Source organism: Marinobacter lipolyticus, assembly GCF_018424605.1.
Lineage (GTDB): Bacteria > Pseudomonadota > Gammaproteobacteria > Pseudomonadales > Oleiphilaceae > Marinobacter > Marinobacter lipolyticus_B.
The window spans coordinates 46315-67354 of record NZ_QTKT01000002.1; the positions used below are offsets into that span (position 1 = coordinate 46315).

The following is a 21040-nucleotide window of genomic DNA, read 5'->3' on the forward strand; positions in this document are numbered from 1 at the left end:
CTGGCATAAGGCGCGTTACCTCTCTGGTGGCTCGGACGTTTCAGGCACAGCGGCTGGTAAGTTCCTTGTCGGATATCAGTTTTAGCATGTCGTATGTCGTTATGATACCGGTGATTTTACTCTCTTTTGTAACGAAGATGCGGTGCAGATGCTCGCGCATCATGATATCGGCAATCTCCCGCACCGGGGTCTGCTCTTCCACGGACAGCACGCTTGGCGTCATGATATCGCGAACTTCCACGGGAACCTTGCCCATTTCCTCGAAAATGGCCATGCGCAGGCGGCGGGCTTCCCGCTCCTCTTCCACAGTCAACCTTGCCTCGCCACCCTGGCGGCTGGCGTTCCAGCGAAATTCGGTAATGTCTTTGAGGGTTGCGATACCGACAATCTCGCCGAGATCATCAGTGACCGGGCTGCCGGTAATTTCGTTGTCGGTGAGGAAGCGGGCCAGCCTGTCCATCGTCCATGATTGCGGTACGGCCTTGATGCTGGGGGTCATGATCTCGTAAGCGAGAACAGTCATTTACCGGGTCCTGTTCTGTGAAAGGGTCCTTTTCAACAGAGCTTAGCGTGTCCGTTAAGGCGCGTCATCCCCCGATTTCGACGGTGGCTTCACTCCGGTGAGTTGCCCGGTCTCATCGTAAACCAGGGAAAAGCCCTGGTAGCGTTCCTTGCGGGTGACCCGTTCCAGTTCCTCCATCGACCGCACCGGGATGTCCACCAACAGGCTGTTGACCAGCCAGCCCGGCAGGGCGCCATTGGGATCAGTGTGCTGAACCCAGATCATTCGGGTCTGATCGCCTTCGGGGATAAAACGGTACAGGGTGTCGGAGCGATCCACGCGCACGTGGCCATCGACCTCATCGCGGCGGGCCGGCACGGCGTTCAGGTCCATCACCACTTCGCCACTGGCCTGGTCACCGCGGGTGCGGATGCGCAGCACGTAATCCCGGTCGGATACCGGCCAGGGCATGTCGTTGACGGAGTAAGCGTAGCGGTCGTGGAAGTCGCCTTCGCCGAAGCCGTAGGATTCGGTGCAGTTATGCACCCATTCGACGCAGGATTGGGGGTTCACCATCACTGCCATCAGGTTTTCCATGGAGGTGTCCAGCACCGCTTCTGCCTTGAACGCCTTGAAACTGGAATCGCTCTGATCGATCGTGTAAATACGGATGTTGTCGGTTTCCTTGCGCAGGCTCCAGCCACTGGCGTCTTCCGGCGGCAGGTCGGCCTGAGCGGCGGCCGCCACGCACGCGGAAACAGTGAAACCGGCAAGCAACGCGGTAAAGCGGTGGGCCCAGCCCGATGTGCCTTGGGCTCTCGGATTACGCATAGAGTACACTTCCTTGGATAGGGTGCTTCGAGTCTATCATGAGCATTTGCGCCGGCGTGTTGCCAGATCAAGGGTTTGTGAACTGGGTAGCTGCCGTGGAATCCATGGCTTGAAATTGGCCTGAATTGACGATGAGTACGACCATGAAGACGCTGATTGACGACCGTGGACGGGTAAGCACCGGTGTGTTTTCCAGCCCGGTAGAGCACATCAATTATCGGGACCATGACCTGAGAACCGTCATGGACAGACCCCGCTCCGGGCTGGCGCGCAAATGGCGGTTCAACCAGTTCCAGTTCGTCAGTGTGATGGCGCCGAACTGGCTGTTTGGTCTGGCGATTGTCGATCTGAAGCTGGTCAGTAGCGGCTTCTTCTATCTTTTCGATTTTGAAACCGGGGAGATGCTGGAGTCCTCGTTTATGCAGCCACTGGCGATGGGTACGGTGATTGAGCCGTATCCGGAGTCGGGTGTGGCCGGCTTTCGCTCCCGGGGCGCAAACCTGCGAATCATTCCGGGCACCCACGGTCGCACGGTCACGGTTTCTGCCGGCGGCCGCATCCGCGCCGGTTTTGAGCTGAGTGATGACCGCGAGCCGCTCAGGCTGGCGAGCCCGGCCGGCTATTCGGGCTGGGTTTTCACCCGTAAATCCGCCGGCTTGCCGGTCAGTGGGGAAATCCGCTGGGGGAATCAGGTGTGGCGCTGCGACGAGCGCTGCCGCGGATCGATCGACTGGAGCTGCGGTTTCATGCGCCGTGAAACCGCCTGGAATTGGGCTTGCCTGGCGGGTTCTCTGTCCGACGGCACCTCCGTTGGATTGAATCTGGCGACCGGCGTCAACGAGTCGGGGATGACCGAAAATGCGCTGTGGCTCAACGGGCGCTGCCACAAGCTCGAACTGGCCCGTTTCGAGTTCGACCGCTACGACCAGAGCGCGCCCTGGCGGGTGACCACCAGTGATGGCCGGGTTGATCTGAGATTTGAGCCGTCGGGGGTTCGCAGGGAGCGGCTGAACGCCTGGGTGCTGGCGTCCAATTTTCGTCAGTACGCGGGCACCTTCGAAGGCTTTGTGACGGATGAGAGGGGTAAAAAAATCCCCGTAACGGGGCTACGGGGATTGATGGAGGATCACTTCGCCCGCTGGTAAGCGCGGGCGCGGATCAGGCCTCCGGCAGAGTAACGTTCAGTTCAAGCACCGAGCAGCTGTCGTTACGGTCGACCTCCACCTGTACCATGTCGTCACTGATCTGCACGTACTTGCGAATAACCGCCAGCAGTTCCTGCTGCAACTGGGGCAGGTAGTCCGGCTGTTCACGCTGGCCGCGCTCGTGAGCCACGATGATCTGCAGACGTTCCTTGGCCACGTTGGCGGTGTTATTGCTCTTCTTGCTTCTGAAATAATCGAGCAAACTCATCCCTTAGCCCCCCTTGAACATCCGTGAGAAGAAGCCCTTCTTCTGGGCAGACATGAAGCGGTGCTCACGCTCCTCGCCCAGCAGGCGTGCGACGGCGTCGTCGTAAGCCTGGCCGGCATCGCTCTCACCTTCCAGGATGACAGGCAGACCCTGGTTAGAGGCGTTCAGTACAATCTGGCTCTCCGGGATAACCCCCAGCAGCGGAATCGCGAGAATTTCCTCGACATCCCCAACCGACAGCATTTCGCCTTTTTCCACCCGCGCCGGGTTGTAGCGGGTCAGCAGCAGGTGTTCCTTGACCGGGTCCTGGCCCATCTCCGCGCGGCGCGATTTGCTCTGCAGAATGCCCAGAATGCGGTCGGAGTCCCGCACCGAAGACACCTCCGGGTTGGTGACCACCACCGCCTCATCGGCGTAGTACAGGGCCATCAGGGCGCCATGTTCGATGCCGGCAGGTGAGTCGCACACGATGTAGTCGAAGGTTTCGGACAGCTCGTTGATGATCTTTTCGACGCCTTCGCGGGTCAGTGCTTCCTTCTCCCGGGTCTGGGACGCCGGCAGGATATAGAGCGTGTCGACCCGCTTGTCGCGGATCAGCGCCTGGTTCAGCGAGGCTTCGCCCTGGATGACGTTGACGAAGTCATACACCACCCGGCGTTCGCAGTTCATGATGAGATCGAGGTTGCGCAGGCCCACGTCGAAATCGATGACCACGGTCTTGTGGCCACGCTTGGCCAGACCGGTGCTGATTGAAGCGCTGGTGGTGGTTTTGCCCACGCCACCTTTTCCTGAGGTAACGACAATGATTCTAGCCAAGGTTACATTCCTGTTTCGCTGTGGATTCGTCGTTCGTCCCGAATAATCCGGTAGTTTTAGTGAGATCAGGCCTTTTCCAGTGGCGTAACCACCAGCAGGTCATCCCTGAGCTGGATCTGTACGGCGGTCTTCCAGCCGTTATCCTGAAGATCCTCGGAGATTTTATAGTGTCCGGCGATGGACACAAGCTCCGCCTCCAGTGACTGGCAGAAAACACGAGCGGACTGCGCACCGTGAATGCCTGCCAGGGCGCGGCCCCGCAAGGGGCCGTAGACGTGGATATTACCCGCCGCCAGGACTTCCGCGCCAGCCTGAACCGGGGCCAGAATGATCAGGTCGCCCTCCGGCGCGTAGACCTGCTGGCCGGAGCGCACCGGTTGGCTGATGATCCGGGCGGGGGTAGGTTCGGTCGGTGCTTCCGGGGCGGCCGCCGCCGGTTCGCTGGTTTCAGCCGTGTCCTCGGCAGGGTCGACCTGCCGGTCACGCTGGCCGCCGCCCGGCAGCAGCGCCAGGGCCGCGCCCCGCGCCAGCCGGCGTTGATCGTCGTTGCCGCCGCGCACGCCGATCACGTGAATGTTGTGGCGCCGGCAGGTACCGATGATCTTGAAGAAATCCAGCTCACTGCTCAGGCCTTCGTATTTCTCCAGGCTGATGATCAACGGGATGTCCTTGAAGAACCCGGGGGCCTGGCTGATCTTGTCCCGCAGGGTGTCCTCGAATTCATCATTGTCGAAGTAATACAGCTCCAGCGCCGTCATGGAGACGCTGGCGCTCTTGAGCTGAAAGCAGTGTTGCAGCCCTGAGGAGGCGGTTTCGCTCATGAAAGATTCTCTTCCTTGGGATCGTTCCGGGTGTCGGCGGGGCGAGCGCGAAGGGGCGTGCCCTCGAAGCGGATGCCGGACCAGCCGGTGCTGATGAACTGGCGGATGTTACCATGGCTGTTGCCGGCCGGATCGCTCAGCACCTGTTGATAGTGCTGGGCAAACAGCTGCAGGGTATCGGCTTCGTTCAGATTGCTGTACTGCCCGAGCCCGAATACCCGGCAGGAACCGGCGTTCTCGCCGGCGTCATTGTGCAGCGGGCCATTGGCAAACCCGGTGGGTTGATAATCGAAGTGGCGCTCAATCAATGCCAGAGTGTCGTCAAAGTCGGCGTGGCCGGCGGCCAGGGAGGCCAGGTGGATCCGCACTGCATCGTTTACCGTCATTGTTTATGATCCTGCCTCGGGCCTTTCTGGTAACGGGTCTTCCACTCGTCGTAAGGCATGCCGTAGATGATTTCGCGGGCTTGCGGGTCGGACAACTCGAAGCCCCGTTCGGCTGCCTCGGCACGATACCATTTGGACAGGCAGTTGCGACAGAAGCCGGCCAGGTTCATCAGGTCGATATTCTGGACTTCAGTGTGTTCGCGCAGGTGCTGCAGCAGTCGACGGAAGGCGGCGGCCTCGATGTCGGTCTGTGATGGCTCCGAGATAGGGTTAGTCATGGTCGCTCGCGTGTTTGACTGTGGTTGTTGGCTGAAGAGATCCTGACATTCTCGGCATGTTACCGTAAGATACAAGGCTGTATATATGTACAGATTGTCGACCCGAGTTGCTGCCCATGCCCCAGCGCAAGATCATACACGTGGATTGCGACTGCTTTTACGCCGCCGTTGAAATGCGGGACGATCCGTCCCTGAGGGAGGTGCCCCTTGCAGTCGGCGGCGAAGGTGGTCGTGGGGTGGTGACCACCTGCAATTACCGCGCCCGGGCGTTCGGAGTGCGCTCCGCCATGCCCGGGGGCGAGGCGCGTCGACTGTGTCCGGGGCTGGTCATGGTGCCTACGGACATGTCGCGCTACCGGGCCGTGTCACAGCAGGTGATGGCCATTCTGCGGGAGATGACCGATCTGGTGGAACCGCTGTCGCTGGACGAAGCTTTCCTCGATGTCAGCGACATCACCGAACACAAGGGCAGTGCCACGTTGATGGCGCAGTACCTTCGCGAAAGAGTGCGGGAGGAAGTCGGTATCACCATTTCCGCCGGCGTGGCCCCCAACAAATTCCTCGCCAAAATAGCCAGCGACTGGAAGAAGCCGGACGGCCTGTTTGTCATTCGCCCCCAGGATGTTGACGGTTTTGTGGCGGACTTGCCGGTGGAGAAACTGTTCGGGGTGGGGCAGGTCACCGCCGCCAAGCTCCACGCCCTCGGTGTGACCACCTGTGGCGACCTGCAGGCAATCGGCGCCGACGTGCTGATGGACCGTTTCGGCAAGCAGGGATACCGTCTGCACGAAATGGCGTTTGGCCGTGATGAACGACCGGTGGTGGTGTCGCGCATCGCCAAATCCCTGAGCGTGGAGCGCACGTTCTCCCAGGACCTGCCCGACAAAGCCGCCTGCGAATCGGTGATGGCTTCGCTGGTGGCGGATCTGAATCTGCGCCTGAATCGCAAGGCCCGCCACAAGCCCATCCACAAGCTGTTCATCAAGATCCGTTACAGCGACTTTTCAACCCATACCCTGGAGCGGGTGCGGGAACAGGTTCGCGAACCGCAGATCGAAGACTTCGGCCCGCTGCTGGATGAACTGGTCACCGACAGTAAGCGGCCGGTTCGGCTGCTGGGGTTGGGGGTGCGCTTTCGCAACGACGACTCCCCGGTGACACAGTTGCGGTTGTTCGACTGAGCCGGCTCAGGAGACAAACACCGCCAGAGCGCCGATACAGCCACCGATCACCGCGCCCGCGGCCACGTCGCTGGGATAGTGCAGGCCAAGAATGACCCGCGAGGCCGCCACACTCAGGGTGAAGGGCAGAATCGGCCAGAACACTTCCGGTGCCGTCAACGCGAGGATGGTGGTAAAGCAGACGGCGTGCAGGGTGTGTCCGGAGGGGAAACTGTAGCGGTCCAGGGGCGGCGTGCCGCAGTTGATGCTCGGGAAGGATATAAAGGGCCGTTCGCGGATTAACCAGCGTTTGAGCACTTTGTAGGTGATGGTACAGGTCAGGCCAGTGAAGACCATCAGCAAGGCCAGGGCCAGTCCGTCTGCGGGGCGCAGCAGTGGCATGGCGAGAATCAGCGCGTACCACAACCAGCCGTCGCCAAGTCGGCTCACCAACTGGAAATAGCCGTGGACCGGGCGAAATCGCAGGCTGCGGTTGATCGCCTGACACAGCGCGTATTCCCGCTGGTCCACCAGGTTAAAGAGGCGAGATGCTCTGGTTGTTGATGGCATGGCAGTTGGCCTTTGTTGGCTGATTGAATACCAGTTGTTCAAACTGCTCGATCTGGCTGGTCCAGTTCAGTTCCAGCGCGTCCAGCCGCGCCTGGATGCGGACGCGGTGCAGCAGGGAGGGTTGATCCGCCAGGCGCAGCGCGTTGTCCACGAAGGCCTCGTCGTCTTCAAGAGGTGCTTTCATGCCGTTCACTTCCTGGCGGATATGCTCGCTGGCGGCAGCATCGTCGAAGGCCACCACCGCAAGTCCGCTGGCCATGGCCTCGGTGACCACGTTGCCGAAGGTGTCGGTTTTACTGGGAAACAGGAATATATCCCCGGAGGCGTAGTGGCGGGCCAGATCGTCGCCGCGTCGGGTGCCGCAGAAGACGTAATCGGGGTGCCGTTCGGCCAGTTGCCGGCGCAGCGGGCCGTCGCCTACCAGTATGAACCTCGCCTGGGGGTGAAGACCGCGGATGCGCTCGAAACAGGCCGCTGCCATCTGCAGATTTTTCTCTGACGCCAGCCTGCCCACGTAAAGCACCGCCCGATCATTACCCGTCAGCCCCCACTGCTGGCGCAGCCCGTCGTCGCGCTTGTGGGGTGTGAAACGATGGCAGTCGACGCCACGGCTCCAGAGGCCGGTGGGCTCGATGCCCATCGCGCTGACCACCCGCTGCATTTTCTGCGTCGGCACCAGGGTGATGGCGGTGCGGTTATGGAACCAGCGGCCGTAGGCGCAGAGCAGTTTTTCCAGCCATCCGGCGCCGTAGTAGCGGCTGTAGGAGTGAAAGTTGGTGTGAAAACCGGAGCACACCGGGATGCCCAGCCGGCGCGCGGCCGTCACCGCCGCCACGCCAAGTGGCCCCTGTGTGGCCACGTAAATAGCGTCCGGCCTGTGCCGTTTCCAGCGCTTGCTGAGCGAGCCGGCACCGGCCAGTCCGAATCGGAGGTCAGGGTAGCCGGGCAGCGGCAGGCCGGTGACCACGTGCTCGGCGGAGAACAGCTGGTCGCCGGCCGGGGCACATTGACCTGTGCGTTCATGCCGCTGACGCGGGCGGATCACGGTTACCCGGTGGCCCCGCTGCAGTAGGCCCTGGCAGAGGTGTCGCAAGGTGTTGGCCACGCCGTTGATTTCCGGAGGAAAGGTTTCCGAAACAATGGTAATGTGGCTAGCCTGCCTGACGGCCATGGGTGTCGTGGTCACGGTGCTTCCTGTGTGTCCCTGAGTCATGCCTCCACTATGGGAAGTTGCTGTGACAGTTCTGCGACAGCCCCATGACAATCTGTTTACCTTTTGACCAGTGCAACCGGAGTTATTATGGAGAAGCGCAAGCTCGGCAACACCGATATTGATGTCAGCCTGACCTGTCTCGGCACCATGACCTGGGGCGAACAAAATACCGAGCAGGAAGCGTTTCAGCAGCTGGACATGGCGATTTCTGAAGGGGTGAACTTCATCGACGCGGCGGAGATGTATCCAGTGCCGCCGCGGGCGGAAACCCAGGGGCTGACCGAGCAGTATCTGGGGAACTGGCTGGCTGCGCGAGGTCGTCGGGACGATCTGGTAATTGCATCCAAGGTGGCGGGCCCCGGCAACGGCCTGACTTACCTGCGCAACGGTCCGCGGCTGACCCGTGATCACATTCGGCTCGCCTGTGAGCAAAGCCTGAGACGGCTGCAGACAGACTACATCGACCTTTATCAGGTGCATTGGCCGGACCGCAATACCAACTTTTTTGGCAAGCTGGGCTATGCCCATGATCCCCAGGAGCAGTCAACGTCCATCGAGGAGACGCTGTCCGCCCTGGACGAACTGGTACGGGAAGGCAAGGTGCGTCACATCGGGCTCTCTAACGAAACGCCCTGGGGCACCATGGAGTATCTTCGGCTGGCCCGCGAGCGCGGCTGGCCACGGCCGGTGAGTATCCAGAATCCCTACAACCTGCTCAATCGTTCCTATGAAGTGGGCATGGCAGAGATTTCCCTGCGTGAGCAGGCCGGATTGCTGGCTTACTCGCCGCTGGCTTTTGGCATGCTGTCCGGCAAATACCTTGACGGCCAGCGGCCGGCCAAAGCACGGCTGACCCTTTACGAGCGCTTCAGCCGATATAACAGCGAGCAGGGCGAAGCGGCCACCCGGGCATACGTGGATCTGGCCCACGAGCTGGGCATGTCCCCGGTGCAGCTGGCACTGGCATGGGTTAACAGCCGTGAGTTTGTGACCAGTAACATCGTGGGGGCGACTACCCTCGAGCAACTCCGGGAGAACGTCGGTTCGGCCCGGGTGACGCTTGCTGATGACGTGATCCATGCAATTGAGGCCATTCATCAGCGCTACACTTACCCGTGCCCCTGAGCTAGAGCGGGTGTATGCAGACGCGCGTGGGCTACGGCGATTTCGCTGGAACCCGCGCGGTGCTTCGCGTCGCCAGAGGGTGCGTTAACAAAGTGAAACAAGCTTAACTATAAATTGACAAATAAATGTTAAATCAGTGACAAAAAATCGACTTTATTGTGTGCAGATTCACATCTTTCGTGCCGTTATTCGTTAGACTTTAGCCCTATACGAACGTAGAATTTCGCGCAAACAATAAAGGTCGTCAGAAGTATCATGATTATCCGTATTTTCGTAGCGCTGCTGGCGCTCAACATGGTCGCATTTGTCGTACGCGCTGAAGCCGGCGAGCGGGTCATCGCGGATGAAGTCATCGCTGAAGACGTATACGAGCTTCAGGAACAGATGGCCGGCGAATTCGATGACAACAATGCGCAAGACGCGATGTCAGAGATCGGTTCCCGGTTGCTCAGTCTTGGCCTGGTCCGCGCTGAGCACGACGAAAAGCGCTATGCGTCGGACCCTGCGCAGCCCGACCATGGTGTGGCGCTGCTTGATGAAGGCGCCGCGCTGAACCTTAAATGGAATTTCTGAGACTGCCTCCTTTCCCACGCTGATTCCCAGCGAGCCCGCCGAATTACTGGCCGGACGCATTGCCTGTAACTACCTGTCATGTGATTATCCACTCCGGAACCCTTTTCAAGGTTATAAAGGAGTATGGATATGGCCGCAGACGCGCCGCTACGTCTGAGTGACACCAGTGCCTGTGTCGACGCCGTCATTGAGCGGGTCGGTAAAAACATCACCCTGGGGCTGCCGCTCGGGCTCGGAAAGCCGGTTCGTTTCGTGAATGCGCTGTATCAGCGGGCCAAGGACGATCCCACCCTCAATCTTCACATCGTCACTGCGTTGTCTCTGCTGGCACCGGCGGGCAGCTCGTCGCTGGAAAAGCGATTCCTCGGGCCCTTTACCGAACGTCTTTACGGTCGTATCCCTGAACTGGCCTACGCCCGTGACGTCAGTGCCAATCGTTTGCCGGACAACGTCAGGGTGTCGGAATTTTTCTTCAAGGCCGGGTCCTATCTCAATAACACCGACCAGCAGCGCAACTACGTCTGTACCAATTACACCCACGCGGTTCGCGACCTGATGGCGCTGGGCGTGAACGTGGTCGGGCAGATGGTGGCTCCGGGCGCCGACCACGGCCTGCCGGGGCAGGTCAGCCTGAGTTCCAACCCGGATCTGACACTGGATCTTCTGCCGTTGATGCGCGCACGGGAGGCCGAGGGCACACCGGTGGCCCTACTGGCGGAACTTAACGGCAATATGCCGTTCATGGCGCAACATGCCGCTGTTGATGAAGCCCGGTTCGATATCGTGCTGGATGATCCCGGCACGGATTACCCGCTGTTCTCGGCGCCGCAAATGGCGGTCAGCCCGGAAGAGCATCTGATCGGCTTTTACGCCAGTGCGCTACTGAAAGACGGCGGCACGCTACAGGTAGGTATCGGCTCCTTGGGGGCGGCGCTGGTGCACAGTGCGATTCTGCGTCACCAGCACAACGAGCGCTGGCAAACGGTATTCCGCGACCTGAATGTTGCTGAGCGGTTTCCCGTGGTGGCCGACGTGGGCGGCACGGAGCCATTCAGCGAGGGGCTGTACGGCTGCAGTGAAATGATGGTCGACGGCTTCTATTACCTGCTCGAGGCCGGCGTGCTCACCCGCGAGGTATACGACCATGCCGCCCTGCAGGAGCTGATCAATCGCGGCGTCATTGGCAGCGAGGTGTCTCTGGATACTCTTGATGTCCTGTACCGCGAGAAGCTCATCGATTCGCCATTGCGCGCCCGTGATGTGCGCTGGTTGAGGCGGCTTGGCGTGTTACGCGGTGATGTGGAGTTCAAGGGTGGCCGGCTTACGGTGGGGGAGCAGTCTCTGGATGCCGATCTGGGCCACGAGGAATCCCGCGAGGCCATCCAGGCGCTGGCGCTTGGCGACCGTTTGACCGGCGGTATCGTGATGCATGGCGGCTTCTATGTGGGGCCGGAAGCGTTCTACCAGTCGCTACGGGAGCTTCCGCAACAGCAGCGCGAACGCATCTGCATGACCAGCGTGAATTACATCAACCATCTGTACGACCACGAGTTTGGCAATCAGCGGCTGAAAGCGGCCCAGCGGGTGCACGGCCGGTTCATCAATTCGACCATGATGTATACCCTCAGCGGCGCGGCGGTATCCGACGGTCTTGATGATGGCCGTGTGGTCAGCGGTGTCGGCGGGCAGTATAACTTTGTGGCGATGGCCCATGAGCTGCCCGGCGCCCGTTCCATACTGACCCTGCGCAGCACACGCCAGTCTGGCGGCGATACGGTGTCCAATATCGTGTTCAGCTATGGCCATTGCACCATTCCCAGGCACCTGCGGGACATTGTGATTACCGAGTACGGTATTGCGGATCTGCGTGGTCAGCCGGATGAGCAGGTGTATCTGCGGCTGATCCGCATTGCCGATTCCCGGTTCCAGCAGGCGCTGCTGGACCAGGCCAAAAAGGCGGGCAAGGTCGCCCGGGATTTCCGGTTGCCGCCCGAGTGGGGCAATAACGCGCCGGAAGCCGTCCGCAAGGCGATGACCGTGGCGGGTCAGGATGACCTGTTTCCACCGTTTCCCTTCGGTCGCGACTTTACCGACGAGGAACTGACACTGGGTAAAGCGCTCAAGTCCCTGAAGGCCGCAACCGCCACCCCCCGTGGTAAACTGGTCACGTTATGGCGGGCACTGCGCGAAAAAGACGAGAGCGGGCGTTACGCTTCCCTGCTGGAACGCATGGGGCTTGCCGAGCCGCGCGGGCTGAAAGCGAAGCTGGAACAGCGCCTGGTGATTCATGGCCTGCGCCAGACCGACACGCAACCGGATACAGGAAACCAAGAGAGCTGATGCAAAAACCTGATGTGTTTACCGTTCATTATGTCCTGAAGAACAAGATCGGAGAGCTTGTCGATACCTCGGAAGGTAGCGAGCCGCTGCATTTCCTGTACGGTAGCCCGGGCATCATCGCCGGCATTCAGGAGGCGGTAAAGGAGCGGAATGTAGGGGACTGTCTGGAGGTGACCGTACCGCCGTCCATGGCATACGGCGAACACAACCCCGAACTGATCCGCACGGTGCCGAAATCCATGTTCGAGGGCATAGAAAACCTCGAAGTTGGCATGAAATTCCAGACCAACACCGGCGACAACGCCCAGATTGTCCAGGTGGTGGGCATCGACGGCAATCTGGTCAAAGTGGATGCCAACCATCCGCTGGCGGGGTTCACCCTCTACTTCGACCTGGAGATTGTGGGTAAGCGGGAGGCTACCGAAGAGGAAGTTGCTCAGGGGCGTCCGCTGTATTGAGGCGTCGGGCCTGGTAAATCCGTTGCACGCCCGTGGCAACGGTCTCCCGCAGGCCTTCCGCCACATCGTGCCAGCTCTGGTCGGCGGAGACTTTCTGGGGGGAGTGAAACAGAACGGTCACATCGACCGCCGGGTGTCGCAACATTCGTGGCAGGTGCTGCTGGAATTCGTCGTCACCGGTGAAAGGGGCGAGGTGATCCGGCTGACCGTTCCGTGTGTAGGCAATGCTGATCGGCTGGATGGCAACGCCCGCATCGGCCGCCGCCTGTAGCAGACGGCCGTGAAATGGCAAAACGGTCAATCCGCTGCTGGTGGTGCCCTCCGGGAATACCAGCACGGACTGGCCAGCGGTCAGGGCGCTGGCAATCTCGGCCCTGATTTCGCCGGCCCGGCCGCCGCCCCGGGTAATGAACAGGGTGCCGGCCTGGCGGGCCAGCCAGCCAATCACCGGCCAGCGGGCCACTTCCGCCTTCGACAGAAATCGCAGGGGCGCGCGCCCGCCAAGCACCGGGATGTCCGACCAGGACACGTGATTGCTGACAAACAGCACCGGACCCGAGGCCGGCTGGCCTTCAAAACGGGTGCGGAAGCCGAGGCAGCGACCGGCGTAATCAAAGCAGAAGCGGGCAATCGGCGCCCGATTGATCGATTGTCGGGTGATGAGTTCCAGTGCAAGGCAGGCCGTCGCTATCAGGCCGGTAATCACCAGAAACCCGCTAAACAGCGCCAGTCGCAGGCCCAAACGCAAATTACCCATAGTTAGTCGCTCCTGATTCAGCAAAACCGGCGGTGTGAAGGCGGCGGCAACTCAGACGCGGCCCATAAAGTGCCGGCTGTAGCGGGAGGCGAGTCGGCTCACTTCCAGAACCACAAGTACGTCGGCACAACGGAACTCCGGGTCCCAGCAAGGTTCGCCGCATACCCGCGCACCCAGCCGCATGTAGGCCCGGATCAGCGCCGGGACATCAACCGGCCGGTCCACCGCGACCGGGTGAGCCAGATGGGGAAGTTCACGCCGCGGGGTAACGCGAAAGGCCTGATCTGCCATGAATTCGCGCTGAAGGTAGCGGGCGATGTTCCAGGCCTTCAGGCCGCCATCGGCCATGCTGATGCTGGCGCAGCCGATCAGGTACTGAACGTCGTGTTTCACCAGGTACTCCGCCAGGGTTGCCCATAACAGGGTGATGGTGGCGCCGTTGCGGTACTCAGGGTGCACGCAGGTTCGTCCCAGTTCGGCGATGTTGCCGCTCAACTGGTAAAAGGCGTCGAGCTCGAACTCCCCCTCGGAATAGAACCCACCGGTGCGGGCCACCTTATTCTGATGAAGGACCCGTGTGGTTGCGACAAGCGCGCCGGTAGTCTCATCCGTTACCACCAGATGGTCACAGTGGCGGTCAAAGTTGTCGGCGTCGATGCCGGGCGTGTCAGCGCCGAGATCGGAATCGTACTCCTCGGAGAAAACCCGGTAACGCAAGCGCTGCGCTGCTTCCACGGTTGCCGGATCGTTGGTGATGCCGGCCTTCAGTTTGCGGGTTGGGCGGGTGGCGGGAACGGATTGTGCGCTCATGACCTTGTCTCGTTGTTGCCATTTCCAGTCAAGGCTATGAAGCCGGTGTGACAGGGAAATGAACCCGCAATGACGAGTTTATGACAGTCCGTTATCTATTGTGGGGGTTCCCGGCTGTGTCACTGGCTGTAACGGCATGCCCGTTCCATGTATATTTCTGAATAGCATGTATAATTGCTGTTACAGCAGGTTGCCTGTATTGTCAGGAATTGAATGCTTCTTCTGAAACCGGAATAACAAAATCAGAGATGGACGGCGTGGAACAAACAAACGAAAGTTGGCGAATTCTCATTGTCGAGGATGACGAACGGCTGGCAGAGCTGACGCGGGAATATCTGGAGAGCAACGGCCTGACGGTCACTCTGGAAACCCATGGTGGCCAGGCAGTCGAGCGCATCCGCAACGAGCAGCCTGACCTGGTTGTTCTGGATCTAATGCTGCCGGGGGAAGATGGCCTGTCTATCTGCCGCCGCGTAAGGCCATTTTATCAGGGGCCGATCATCATGCTGACCGCTCGCACGGACGACCTTGACCAGGTGCTGGGGCTAGAGATGGGTGCGGATGATTACATCGGCAAACCGGTCAAGCCCCGGGTGTTGCTGGCCCGCATCCGTGCCATGCTGCGGCGGATCACCGAGGGAGCGCAGAACGAAGGCGCCGCGGCCAGCGGGGAAGAGCCGGTCCGGCTGCAGTTCAATGATCTGGTGGTCGATCGGTCCATGCGCGAAGCCTGGCTGAACGACGACAGCATCGATCTGACCAGCGCCGAATTTGATTTGCTCTGGCTGCTGGCCAGCAACGCCGGGCGGGTGCTGAGCCGTGAAGAAATTTTCACGGCCCTGCGGGGTATAGAGTACGACGGACAGGACCGTTCGATCGATGTCCGGGTTTCCCGAATCCGGCCCAAGATTGGTGACGATCCGATCCATCCCCGGCGCATCAAGACGGTTCGCAGCAAAGGCTACCTTTTTGTAAAAGAAGCCTGAACCAACAGCCTCCGGCGCTGGCCTTCCCGTTACCGTGGCGGGGCCGGCGTTCGTTGCCCGGGTTAATGCAATGCCCCTGAAGTTTTTCCTCAAGCTGTACCTTCGTCTGATCGGTCTCACCTTTTTGGTGCTGCTGCTTTGCGCGGCGCTATTCACCGGGATCAATTCCGTCCGTCAGCAGTTCTGGCATGAGCGTTACCCTGAACCGCTGATGCGCTGGCTTGCTGCCGCCCCGGCTCCGCTGCAGCAATATCACTGGTTATCCTCCCTGTACGATTTCCGGGTGTCTCCACCCGATGATCTGGCGTTGTCGTCAGTAGCCCGGGAGCGGCTCAGCTACGGCCAGGTGGTCGCCCGGGACTCGGCCATCGGGCTGCAGGTTCTGGTGCAGCGCGAAGATGGCGCTATTCTGGACGTGCGCTTGCGGGACCCCTACCGGGATGTGGCCGAGGCGGTGGCACTGATTGCCCGTTGGCACCTTGATGAAGTTGCCGGGCAACAGGAAGAGCGTCGGGAGCAGGTGAGGAACCGGCTGGAGGCTGCGCTGCAGGTTTCCTTGTCGCCGGTGCGCGATCCCGACCGCGTGCCTGAGGCGGAAGTGCTTGATCGCGTCTCGGAACGTGGGCTCGCCTGGTACCGCCACAAGACGGGCGGGCGTGCCAGCGTGCTGATCCGTCTGCAGGACGGGTCGTTGATCGATCTGTCCCTGCCGCCCCCCTTCCGCAGCTGGGCCTGGCCGGTGGTGTTACTGCTGATGGCGGTCAGTGGTGGCGTACTGGCGCTGGCGCTGTATCTCGCCCTGCGGGATGTGGACAGCAATTTGCGGGCGGTAGAGTCGGTGGCCGTGCGTATCGCCCGCGGAGAAATGGGGGCCCGCGTGGATGCCGGTGACAGCAAACTGGTGTCTCGGCTGGCCGCGGCCTTCAATGGTATGGCCGAGCATATCCAGCGACTGGTCGGTGTCCAGCGGGAAATGATCCACGCGGTGTCCCACGAGCTCCGAACGCCGGTCGCCCGTATTCGCTTTGGCGTGCAGATGATCGAAAGTGCCTCCAGCCCGGAAGCCCTGCAGAAGCAGCTGGACGGCATCGACGGAGACATCCAGGAGCTGGACGAACTGATCGATGAAATACTGACCTACGCGCGTCTGGAGCAGGGTGGCCCGGTGTTTTCTCTGCAGGAAACCTCGGTTACGGATATTGTTCGCCAGGTTGTCGGGGAACAGCAGCTGGTGCGCCCGGCGTTGACGATTTCCGCCAATATTGACAGCGAGTCCGAGCGCTGGGGGCTGTCCGACGTCGAGCCCCGTTACCTCCATCGCGCTATCCAGAACCTGGTAGGCAACGCCGGGCGCTATGCCAACGGCAAGGTGGTCGTGAACTGCCATTTTGATGAGGACAACTGCCGGATTGATGTGGAAGACGATGGCCCCGGCATTCCCGAAGAAGACTGGGAAAAGGTATTCACTGCGTTTGCCCGGCTCGATGACAGCCGAACCCGCACCTCAGGCGGCTATGGCCTCGGGTTATCCATTGTCCGCCGCATACTGTACTGGCATGGTGGTCAGGCATTCGTCAGCCGCAGCGACACCCTCGGTGGTGCGCGTTTCAGTCTGGTGTGGCCCCGCAAGAAGCCGGACGCCGCCATAGTGTGAGCCAGGCCTCACTGCCTCACTTGTTGTAACAATCGGAATACACAACCTCAACGGAACCCGCCGGCGCTGTTGGCCATAATGCAGAGCGTAAGGGATGACTTTTGAGGTTGTAGTTCTTACGAACTTTCCTTGTTTCATTCGTCATTTGAGGGCCGGTTTTTCCGGCCCTTTTTTTATGCTTTTTTGCAGTCCTTCCAGTTCCCTGCGCTCTCCGCTGTTAGAATTACCAAAAAACAACGGAGCCTTCAGGACAATGCCCGATTACATACTCGCTATAGACCAGGGAACCACCAGCTCCCGCGCCATCGTGTTTGATGACGCCGGAACCAGTGTTGCGGTCGCCCAGCAGGAGTTCCATCAATACTTTCCCCGTGATGGGTGGGTGGAGCACGATGCCACCGAAATCTGGGACAGTACCCTGGCGGTGTGCCGCGAAGTGTTGCAGCAGGCGGACATCGACGCCGCCAGGCTGTCGGGTATCGGCATCACCAATCAGCGAGAGACCACGGTGATCTGGGACCGCGAGACCGGCGTGCCAATCCACCATGCCATTGTCTGGCAGGACCGGCGCACCGCGTCGGTCTGCACCAAACTCAAAACCGATGGCCACGAAGACACGGTGGTTGAGCGCACAGGGCTGCTGATCGACCCGTATTTCTCTGCCACCAAAATCGCCTGGATTCTGGATAATATCGACGGTGCGAGGGCAAGGGCAGAAGCCGGCGAACTGACGTTCGGCACCATCGACAGTTGGTTGCTCTGGAATCTCACCGGCGGCCAGTCTCACCTTACGGATGCCACCAACGCGTCTCGTACCGCGCTGTTCAATATCCATGAACAGAAATGGGATGACGAGCTGTTGCGGCTGTTCCGGGTGCCCAAAGCGTTGTTGCCGGAGGTGATGGATTGTGCCGCGGACTTTGGCCGCACTGAGGAAAAGTGGCTGGGTGTCTCGGTGCCGGTGGCAGGTATTGCCGGCGACCAGCACGCAGCGCTGATCGGCCAGGCGTGTTTTGAGCCGGGTATGGCGAAAAGCACCTACGGCACCGGTTGTTTTCTGATGCTGAACACCGGTGAACAGGCGCTTCGGTCGGAGAACCGGCTGCTCACCACGATGGCCTACCGGCTCAACGGCAAACCCTGTTACGCCATGGAAGGCAGCATTTTCGTGGCGGGCGCCGCCATGCAATGGTTGCGGGACGGGCTGCGGCTGATCCGCCACGCCAGCGAATCGACGGCCCATGCCGAGCAGGTGGGCGTGGACAATCCGGTGTACCTGGTGCCCGCGTTTACCGGATTGGGCGCGCCGCACTGGGATCCACATGCCCGTGGTGCGATCATGGGCCTGACCCGCGACACCGGCATTGCGGAGATTGTCACTGCCGGCCTGCAGTCAGTGTGCTACCAGACCAAGGATCTGATCCGCGCGATCCAGAATGACGGCGCGAGCGTGCAGGGATTGCGGGTGGACGGCGGCATGGCGGTCAATGACTGGGTCATGCAGTTTCTCGCCGACATTCTCAACGTGACCGTTGACCGTCCGCGCGTGACCGAAACCACCGCACTGGGCGCCGCCTATCTGGCGGGCCTGCACACCGGCGTATTTCGCAGTCTTGAGGATATTTCCGCCTTGTGGGAGCGTGACCGGCGTTTCGAGCCGGCCATGAAGCCGGCTCTGAGGGAATCGCTGTACGCCGGCTGGCTGGATGCGGTGGAACGCATCTGTAACAACTGAGGCGTGGCTCAGGCGGTGCGCTCGAAGGCGATCAGGTGATCGGCTTCCACCCGCACCGGCACATGTTCGCCCAGGTGGAAGTCGAGGTGGCTGCGGAACAGTGCCTCGAACTCGGTGTCTTCGGAACAGCGGAAGCGGTACAGGGTAGACGTGCCGGCAAAGGTTTTTTCCACCACTTTGGGCTTCAGGTCCGATTCCCCATCGTAGACGATGTCGTCAGGGCGAATCAGAACGTCCACCAGCGTGCCCTCGGCCCATTTGTAGGCGCGGTTGCCATGAATAATGCCGAGCTCTGACTCGATGGTGTCAGGCCCGAGTGCCTTGCCGGGGATAAAACCACCCTGGCCGACAAAGCCGGCGACGAACCGGTTGGCGGGCTCGTGGTAGAGGTTGTAGGGCACATCCCACTGCTGAATGGTGCCGTCTTTCAGCACCGCGACCTGATCGCACATGGCGAACGCTTCCTGCTGGTCATGGGTGACCAGAATGCCGCTGATGCCGAGAGTCTTGAGAATTTCACGCACATCCAGGCTGAGGCGGCGGCGCAGGTCGGTGTCCAGATTCGAGAACGGTTCATCCAGCAGGATCAGTGTGGGCTCCGGAGCCAGTGCCCGGGCCAGGGCCACCCGCTGTTGCTGGCCGCCCGACAGCTCGTGGGGGTAGTTGTCGGCCAGATCCTGCAGGTGCACCAGGTGGAGCAGTTCCATCACTTTCTGCCGGCGCTCCTGGCGGCTTTCCTTGTGCAGCCCGAAACCCACGTTGTCGGCAATGGTCAGGTGCGGGAACAGCGCATAGTCCTGAAACACCATGCCGATCCGGCGTTTCTCTGGTGCCAGAGTTCGGCCGGGCAGGCTGATCGACTGGGATTGCAAAGAGATCTCACCGGCACTGAGGGGCAGAAAGCCCGCCAGGGCTCGCAGGATGGTGCTTTTGCCACAGCCACTGGGACCGAGCAGGCAGCCGATATCGCCGTGACCGAGGGCAAAACTGACGTCTTTGACCACGGAGCCATCACCGTAGCCGCAGGAGAGGTTGTTGACTTCCAGCAGCCAGTCTACGGCCGGGGGGGCGTGTTGGCTCATGCGGTCAGTCCAGCCGGTTGAGCATCAGAAATTCCAGCAGCGCTTTCTGGGCATGCAACCGGTTTTCTGCTTCGTCCCAGACCACGGAGCTTGCATGCTCCATCATGTCAGCGGAGATTTCTTCGCCACGATGAGCGGGCAGGCAGTGCATGAACAGTGCATCCTTGTCGGCCAGTTGCAGCAGCCCGGGGTTGATCTGATAGCCGCGGAACGCCTGTTCACGAGCTTTCTGTTCATCTTCCTGACCCATGGAGGCCCATACGTCGGTAACCAGCAGATGGGCGCCGCGGGCGGCTTCCGCCGGATCACGAACGATGCTCACGCGGTCCCGGTGTTCCTGGACCAGTGCTTCGCTGGGCTCGTAGCCTTCCGGACAGGCCACGCGGAGATTGAAGCCGAACTGGGTGGCCGCATTGATGTAGGAGTGGCACATATTGTTGCCGTCGCCCACCCAGGTCACCGTGGCGCCGCGGATACTGCCGCGGTGCTCACGGTAGGTCTGCATGTCGGCCAGCAACTGGCAGGGGTGGAAGTCGTCGGTAAGGGCATTGATGACCGGCACCCGCGAAGCGCCAGCGAACCGTTCCACGGTTGCGTGGGCAAAGGTGCGGATCATCACCGCATCCACCATGCTGGAAATGACGACGGCGGAGTCTTCGATGGGTTCGCCGCGACCCAGCTGGGTGTCCCGCGGGGACAGGAACAGGGCGGCGCCGCCAAGCTGAGTCATGCCGGCTTCGAAGGACACCCGGGTACGGGTGGATGATTTCTCGAAGATCATGGCCAGCACCCGGTTCTTCAGGGTGTCCCGGGTGACGCCACTGCGCCACTCCTTGCGGAGCTTGCTGGCATGATCCAGCAGGCTCTCCAGCTCGCCGGAGGCCAAGTCATTCAATGTCAGAAAGTGTCGTGCTGCCATGTTCTGGCCCTTTATCAAACGGAAACCCTGCCGCACCGAACAAACAACAACGCCCCGGGATGCGGAAGAACCGCACCGGCGTGTGAACGTGACGGGAGCTGCGCTGGCTGCCTGGAAGACAGGAGCCCAAGTCTAGCCCTTCAGGCAGTTGAAGACAACGGCGTGGGGCCGGTGGGTGGATTGTCTCGGCGCCGGAGTTTGGTGACCGAGTTGTGCCCCGTGTACAATAGCCCCAGGTATATTGCCGCGTGGCAATCCCGTTTCCAATCAGAGGTGAGTGTTCATGGACATCAACGAAACCATCAAGAGCCAACTCGCGGACAACCCGGTCATTCTGTATATGAAGGGTACACCGCAGGCTCCCCAGTGCGGTTTCTCGGCAAAAACCGTTCAGGCTCTGATGGCCTGCGGCGAGCGATTTGCGTTCGTAAACATCCTGGACAATCAGGAGCTTCGCGAAGCCCTGAAGGTTTACTCCAGCTGGCCCACCTACCCGCAGCTGTACGTCAATGGCGAGCTGGTCGGCGGCTGCGATATCGTTCTGGAGATGTCTGAAAGCGGCGAGCTGGCTCAGGTAGTCAAGGACGCTGCCAAGCAGGCGGAAGCCTGAT

At 60.7% G+C, this 21040-nt stretch carries 23 protein-coding genes; 10 read left to right on the top strand and 13 right to left on the bottom strand.

Going from position 1 to position 21040, the window contains the following annotated elements:
- Positions 1 to 40: 40 nt before the first annotated feature.
- Together DYI22_RS02600 and DYI22_RS02605 are read right to left on the bottom strand one after the other, a co-directional pair.
- The gene (locus tag DYI22_RS02600; RefSeq protein WP_213476480.1) at positions 41 to 523 is read right to left on the bottom strand and encodes an HPP family protein; all 483 of its coding nucleotides are present in this window, start codon (positions 521 to 523) and stop codon (positions 41 to 43) included.
- 54 nt (positions 524 to 577) lie between these two features.
- A complete protein-coding gene (locus DYI22_RS02605; RefSeq protein WP_213476481.1) occupies positions 578 to 1333 on the bottom strand; it encodes an START domain-containing protein in 756 nt (251 codons plus the stop codon).
- A gap of 143 nt (positions 1334 to 1476) precedes the next feature.
- Between DYI22_RS02605 and DYI22_RS02610 the strand changes: the two genes are divergently transcribed.
- Positions 1477 to 2478 (top strand): DUF2804 domain-containing protein, encoded by a 1002-nt coding sequence (locus tag DYI22_RS02610; RefSeq protein ID WP_228300768.1) that lies wholly within the window; start codon positions 1477 to 1479, stop codon positions 2476 to 2478.
- Positions 2479 to 2491: 13 nt separating this feature from the next.
- On the opposite strand, the gene minE is transcribed toward DYI22_RS02610, so the two are convergent.
- The 5 genes from minE to DYI22_RS02635 all read right to left on the bottom strand — a co-directional run bounded on the left by minE (position 2492) and on the right by DYI22_RS02635 (position 5047).
- Entirely contained in the window at positions 2492 to 2746 is a 255-nt protein-coding gene (gene minE / locus DYI22_RS02615) for a cell division topological specificity factor MinE (RefSeq protein WP_213476483.1), read from the bottom strand.
- 3 nt (positions 2747 to 2749) lie between these two features.
- On the bottom strand, positions 2750 to 3562 hold the full coding sequence (minD, locus tag DYI22_RS02620; protein ID WP_213476484.1) for a septum site-determining protein MinD: 813 nt from the start codon (positions 3560 to 3562) through the stop codon (positions 2750 to 2752).
- A gap of 65 nt (positions 3563 to 3627) precedes the next feature.
- Positions 3628 to 4383 carry a septum site-determining protein MinC gene (minC, locus tag DYI22_RS02625; protein ID WP_213476485.1) on the bottom strand — a complete coding sequence of 252 codons (756 nt, stop codon included), beginning with the start codon at positions 4381 to 4383 and terminating at the stop codon, positions 3628 to 3630.
- A complete protein-coding gene (locus DYI22_RS02630) occupies positions 4380 to 4769 on the bottom strand; it encodes a HopJ type III effector protein (RefSeq protein WP_213476486.1) in 390 nt (129 codons plus the stop codon). The genes minC and DYI22_RS02630 overlap by 4 nt, the downstream gene beginning before the upstream one ends.
- Positions 4766 to 5047 carry a DUF1244 domain-containing protein gene (locus DYI22_RS02635; protein WP_213476487.1) on the bottom strand — a complete coding sequence of 94 codons (282 nt, stop codon included), beginning with the start codon at positions 5045 to 5047 and terminating at the stop codon, positions 4766 to 4768. The genes DYI22_RS02630 and DYI22_RS02635 overlap by 4 nt, the downstream gene beginning before the upstream one ends.
- Positions 5048 to 5163: 116 nt before the next feature.
- Between DYI22_RS02635 and dinB the strand changes: the two genes are divergently transcribed.
- A complete protein-coding gene (gene dinB / locus DYI22_RS02640; protein WP_213476488.1) occupies positions 5164 to 6228 on the top strand; it encodes a DNA polymerase IV in 1065 nt (354 codons plus the stop codon).
- A 6-nt stretch (positions 6229 to 6234) separates the two neighbouring features.
- On the opposite strand, the gene DYI22_RS02645 is transcribed toward dinB, so the two are convergent.
- Both DYI22_RS02645 and DYI22_RS02650 read right to left on the bottom strand, forming a co-directional pair.
- Positions 6235 to 6777 carry a phosphatase PAP2 family protein gene (locus tag DYI22_RS02645; RefSeq protein WP_213476489.1) on the bottom strand — a complete coding sequence of 181 codons (543 nt, stop codon included), beginning with the start codon at positions 6775 to 6777 and terminating at the stop codon, positions 6235 to 6237.
- Positions 6743 to 7948, bottom strand: coding sequence for a glycosyltransferase family 4 protein (locus tag DYI22_RS02650; RefSeq protein WP_228300782.1), 1206 nt, complete (start codon positions 7946 to 7948; stop codon positions 6743 to 6745). The genes DYI22_RS02645 and DYI22_RS02650 overlap by 35 nt, the downstream gene beginning before the upstream one ends.
- Before the next feature lie 129 nt (positions 7949 to 8077).
- Between DYI22_RS02650 and DYI22_RS02655 the strand changes: the two genes are divergently transcribed.
- The 4 genes from DYI22_RS02655 (at position 8078) to DYI22_RS02670 (ending at position 12486) form a co-directional block, all read left to right on the top strand.
- Positions 8078 to 9115, top strand: a complete 1038-nt coding sequence (locus DYI22_RS02655) for an NADP(H)-dependent aldo-keto reductase (RefSeq protein WP_213476491.1) — start codon at positions 8078 to 8080, stop codon at positions 9113 to 9115.
- Positions 9116 to 9370: 255 nt separating this feature from the next.
- A complete protein-coding gene (locus tag DYI22_RS02660) occupies positions 9371 to 9688 on the top strand; it encodes a hypothetical protein (RefSeq protein ID WP_213476492.1) in 318 nt (105 codons plus the stop codon).
- 129 nt (positions 9689 to 9817) lie between these two features.
- Positions 9818 to 12028 carry an acetyl-CoA hydrolase/transferase C-terminal domain-containing protein gene (locus DYI22_RS02665; protein WP_213476493.1) on the top strand — a complete coding sequence of 737 codons (2211 nt, stop codon included), beginning with the start codon at positions 9818 to 9820 and terminating at the stop codon, positions 12026 to 12028.
- A complete protein-coding gene (locus DYI22_RS02670; protein WP_213476494.1) occupies positions 12028 to 12486 on the top strand; it encodes an FKBP-type peptidyl-prolyl cis-trans isomerase in 459 nt (152 codons plus the stop codon). Before DYI22_RS02665 ends, DYI22_RS02670 begins: the two co-directional genes overlap by 1 nt.
- On the opposite strand, the gene DYI22_RS02675 is transcribed toward DYI22_RS02670, so the two are convergent.
- Positions 12446 to 13243: a lysophospholipid acyltransferase family protein gene (locus DYI22_RS02675; RefSeq protein WP_213476495.1), complete on the bottom strand. Its 798-nt coding sequence runs from the start codon at positions 13241 to 13243 to the stop codon at positions 12446 to 12448. The genes DYI22_RS02670 and DYI22_RS02675 overlap by 41 nt on opposite strands.
- Before the next feature lie 51 nt (positions 13244 to 13294).
- The gene (locus DYI22_RS02680; protein WP_213476496.1) at positions 13295 to 14053 is read right to left on the bottom strand and encodes a GNAT family N-acetyltransferase; all 759 of its coding nucleotides are present in this window, start codon (positions 14051 to 14053) and stop codon (positions 13295 to 13297) included.
- A 248-nt stretch (positions 14054 to 14301) separates the two neighbouring features.
- On the opposite strand from DYI22_RS02680, the gene DYI22_RS02685 reads away from it, so the two are divergent.
- From DYI22_RS02685 to glpK, 3 genes are all read left to right on the top strand, one after another.
- A complete protein-coding gene (locus DYI22_RS02685; protein ID WP_213476497.1) occupies positions 14302 to 15039 on the top strand; it encodes a response regulator in 738 nt (245 codons plus the stop codon).
- 70 nt (positions 15040 to 15109) lie between these two features.
- Positions 15110 to 16693 carry an ATP-binding protein gene (locus tag DYI22_RS02690; RefSeq protein ID WP_213476498.1) on the top strand — a complete coding sequence of 528 codons (1584 nt, stop codon included), beginning with the start codon at positions 15110 to 15112 and terminating at the stop codon, positions 16691 to 16693.
- A gap of 253 nt (positions 16694 to 16946) precedes the next feature.
- Positions 16947 to 18428, top strand: coding sequence for a glycerol kinase GlpK (gene glpK / locus DYI22_RS02695; RefSeq protein WP_213476499.1), 1482 nt, complete (start codon positions 16947 to 16949; stop codon positions 18426 to 18428).
- Between the two features lie 8 nt (positions 18429 to 18436).
- Here glpK and DYI22_RS02700 read toward each other — a convergent pair whose 3' ends face one another.
- Both DYI22_RS02700 and argF read right to left on the bottom strand, forming a co-directional pair.
- Positions 18437 to 19510: an ABC transporter ATP-binding protein gene (locus tag DYI22_RS02700; RefSeq protein WP_213476500.1), complete on the bottom strand. Its 1074-nt coding sequence runs from the start codon at positions 19508 to 19510 to the stop codon at positions 18437 to 18439.
- Positions 19511 to 19514: 4 nt separating this feature from the next.
- Positions 19515 to 20429, bottom strand: coding sequence for an ornithine carbamoyltransferase (argF, locus tag DYI22_RS02705; RefSeq protein ID WP_213476501.1), 915 nt, complete (start codon positions 20427 to 20429; stop codon positions 19515 to 19517).
- Between the two features lie 283 nt (positions 20430 to 20712).
- On the opposite strand from argF, the gene grxD reads away from it, so the two are divergent.
- Positions 20713 to 21039 carry a Grx4 family monothiol glutaredoxin gene (gene grxD, locus DYI22_RS02710; RefSeq protein WP_213476502.1) on the top strand — a complete coding sequence of 109 codons (327 nt, stop codon included), beginning with the start codon at positions 20713 to 20715 and terminating at the stop codon, positions 21037 to 21039.
- Position 21040 lies beyond the last annotated feature (1 nt).

Bases quoted from the DNA above. Each gene is read 5' to 3' on its own strand.
- dinB (WP_213476488.1), top strand. From the start codon at position 5,164: ATGCCCCAGCGCAAGATCATACACGTGGATTGCGACTGCTTTTACGCC.
- DYI22_RS02700 (WP_213476500.1), bottom strand. From the start codon at position 19,510: ATGAGCCAACACGCCCCCCCGGCCGTAGACTGGCTGCTGGAAGTCAAC.
- DYI22_RS02685 (WP_213476497.1), top strand. From the start codon at position 14,302: ATGGACGGCGTGGAACAAACAAACGAAAGTTGGCGAATTCTCATTGTC.
- DYI22_RS02670 (WP_213476494.1), top strand. From the start codon at position 12,028: ATGCAAAAACCTGATGTGTTTACCGTTCATTATGTCCTGAAGAACAAG.
- DYI22_RS02660 (WP_213476492.1), top strand. From the start codon at position 9,371: ATGATTATCCGTATTTTCGTAGCGCTGCTGGCGCTCAACATGGTCGCA.
- DYI22_RS02690 (WP_213476498.1), top strand. From the start codon at position 15,110: ATGCCCCTGAAGTTTTTCCTCAAGCTGTACCTTCGTCTGATCGGTCTC.
- DYI22_RS02635 (WP_213476487.1), bottom strand. From the start codon at position 5,047: ATGACTAACCCTATCTCGGAGCCATCACAGACCGACATCGAGGCCGCC.
- DYI22_RS02610 (WP_228300768.1), top strand. From the start codon at position 1,477: ATGAAGACGCTGATTGACGACCGTGGACGGGTAAGCACCGGTGTGTTT.
- argF (WP_213476501.1), bottom strand. From the start codon at position 20,429: ATGGCAGCACGACACTTTCTGACATTGAATGACTTGGCCTCCGGCGAG.
- DYI22_RS02675 (WP_213476495.1), bottom strand. From the start codon at position 13,243: ATGGGTAATTTGCGTTTGGGCCTGCGACTGGCGCTGTTTAGCGGGTTT.
- grxD (WP_213476502.1), top strand. From the start codon at position 20,713: ATGGACATCAACGAAACCATCAAGAGCCAACTCGCGGACAACCCGGTC.
- DYI22_RS02605 (WP_213476481.1), bottom strand. From the start codon at position 1,333: ATGCGTAATCCGAGAGCCCAAGGCACATCGGGCTGGGCCCACCGCTTT.
- DYI22_RS02650 (WP_228300782.1), bottom strand. From the start codon at position 7,948: ATGGCCGTCAGGCAGGCTAGCCACATTACCATTGTTTCGGAAACCTTT.
- DYI22_RS02600 (WP_213476480.1), bottom strand. From the start codon at position 523: ATGACTGTTCTCGCTTACGAGATCATGACCCCCAGCATCAAGGCCGTA.
- DYI22_RS02655 (WP_213476491.1), top strand. From the start codon at position 8,078: ATGGAGAAGCGCAAGCTCGGCAACACCGATATTGATGTCAGCCTGACC.
- DYI22_RS02665 (WP_213476493.1), top strand. From the start codon at position 9,818: ATGGCCGCAGACGCGCCGCTACGTCTGAGTGACACCAGTGCCTGTGTC.
- DYI22_RS02645 (WP_213476489.1), bottom strand. From the start codon at position 6,777: ATGCCATCAACAACCAGAGCATCTCGCCTCTTTAACCTGGTGGACCAG.
- minE (WP_213476483.1), bottom strand. From the start codon at position 2,746: ATGAGTTTGCTCGATTATTTCAGAAGCAAGAAGAGCAATAACACCGCC.
- glpK (WP_213476499.1), top strand. From the start codon at position 16,947: ATGCCCGATTACATACTCGCTATAGACCAGGGAACCACCAGCTCCCGC.
- minC (WP_213476485.1), bottom strand. From the start codon at position 4,383: ATGAGCGAAACCGCCTCCTCAGGGCTGCAACACTGCTTTCAGCTCAAG.
- DYI22_RS02630 (WP_213476486.1), bottom strand. From the start codon at position 4,769: ATGACGGTAAACGATGCAGTGCGGATCCACCTGGCCTCCCTGGCCGCC.
- DYI22_RS02680 (WP_213476496.1), bottom strand. From the start codon at position 14,053: ATGAGCGCACAATCCGTTCCCGCCACCCGCCCAACCCGCAAACTGAAG.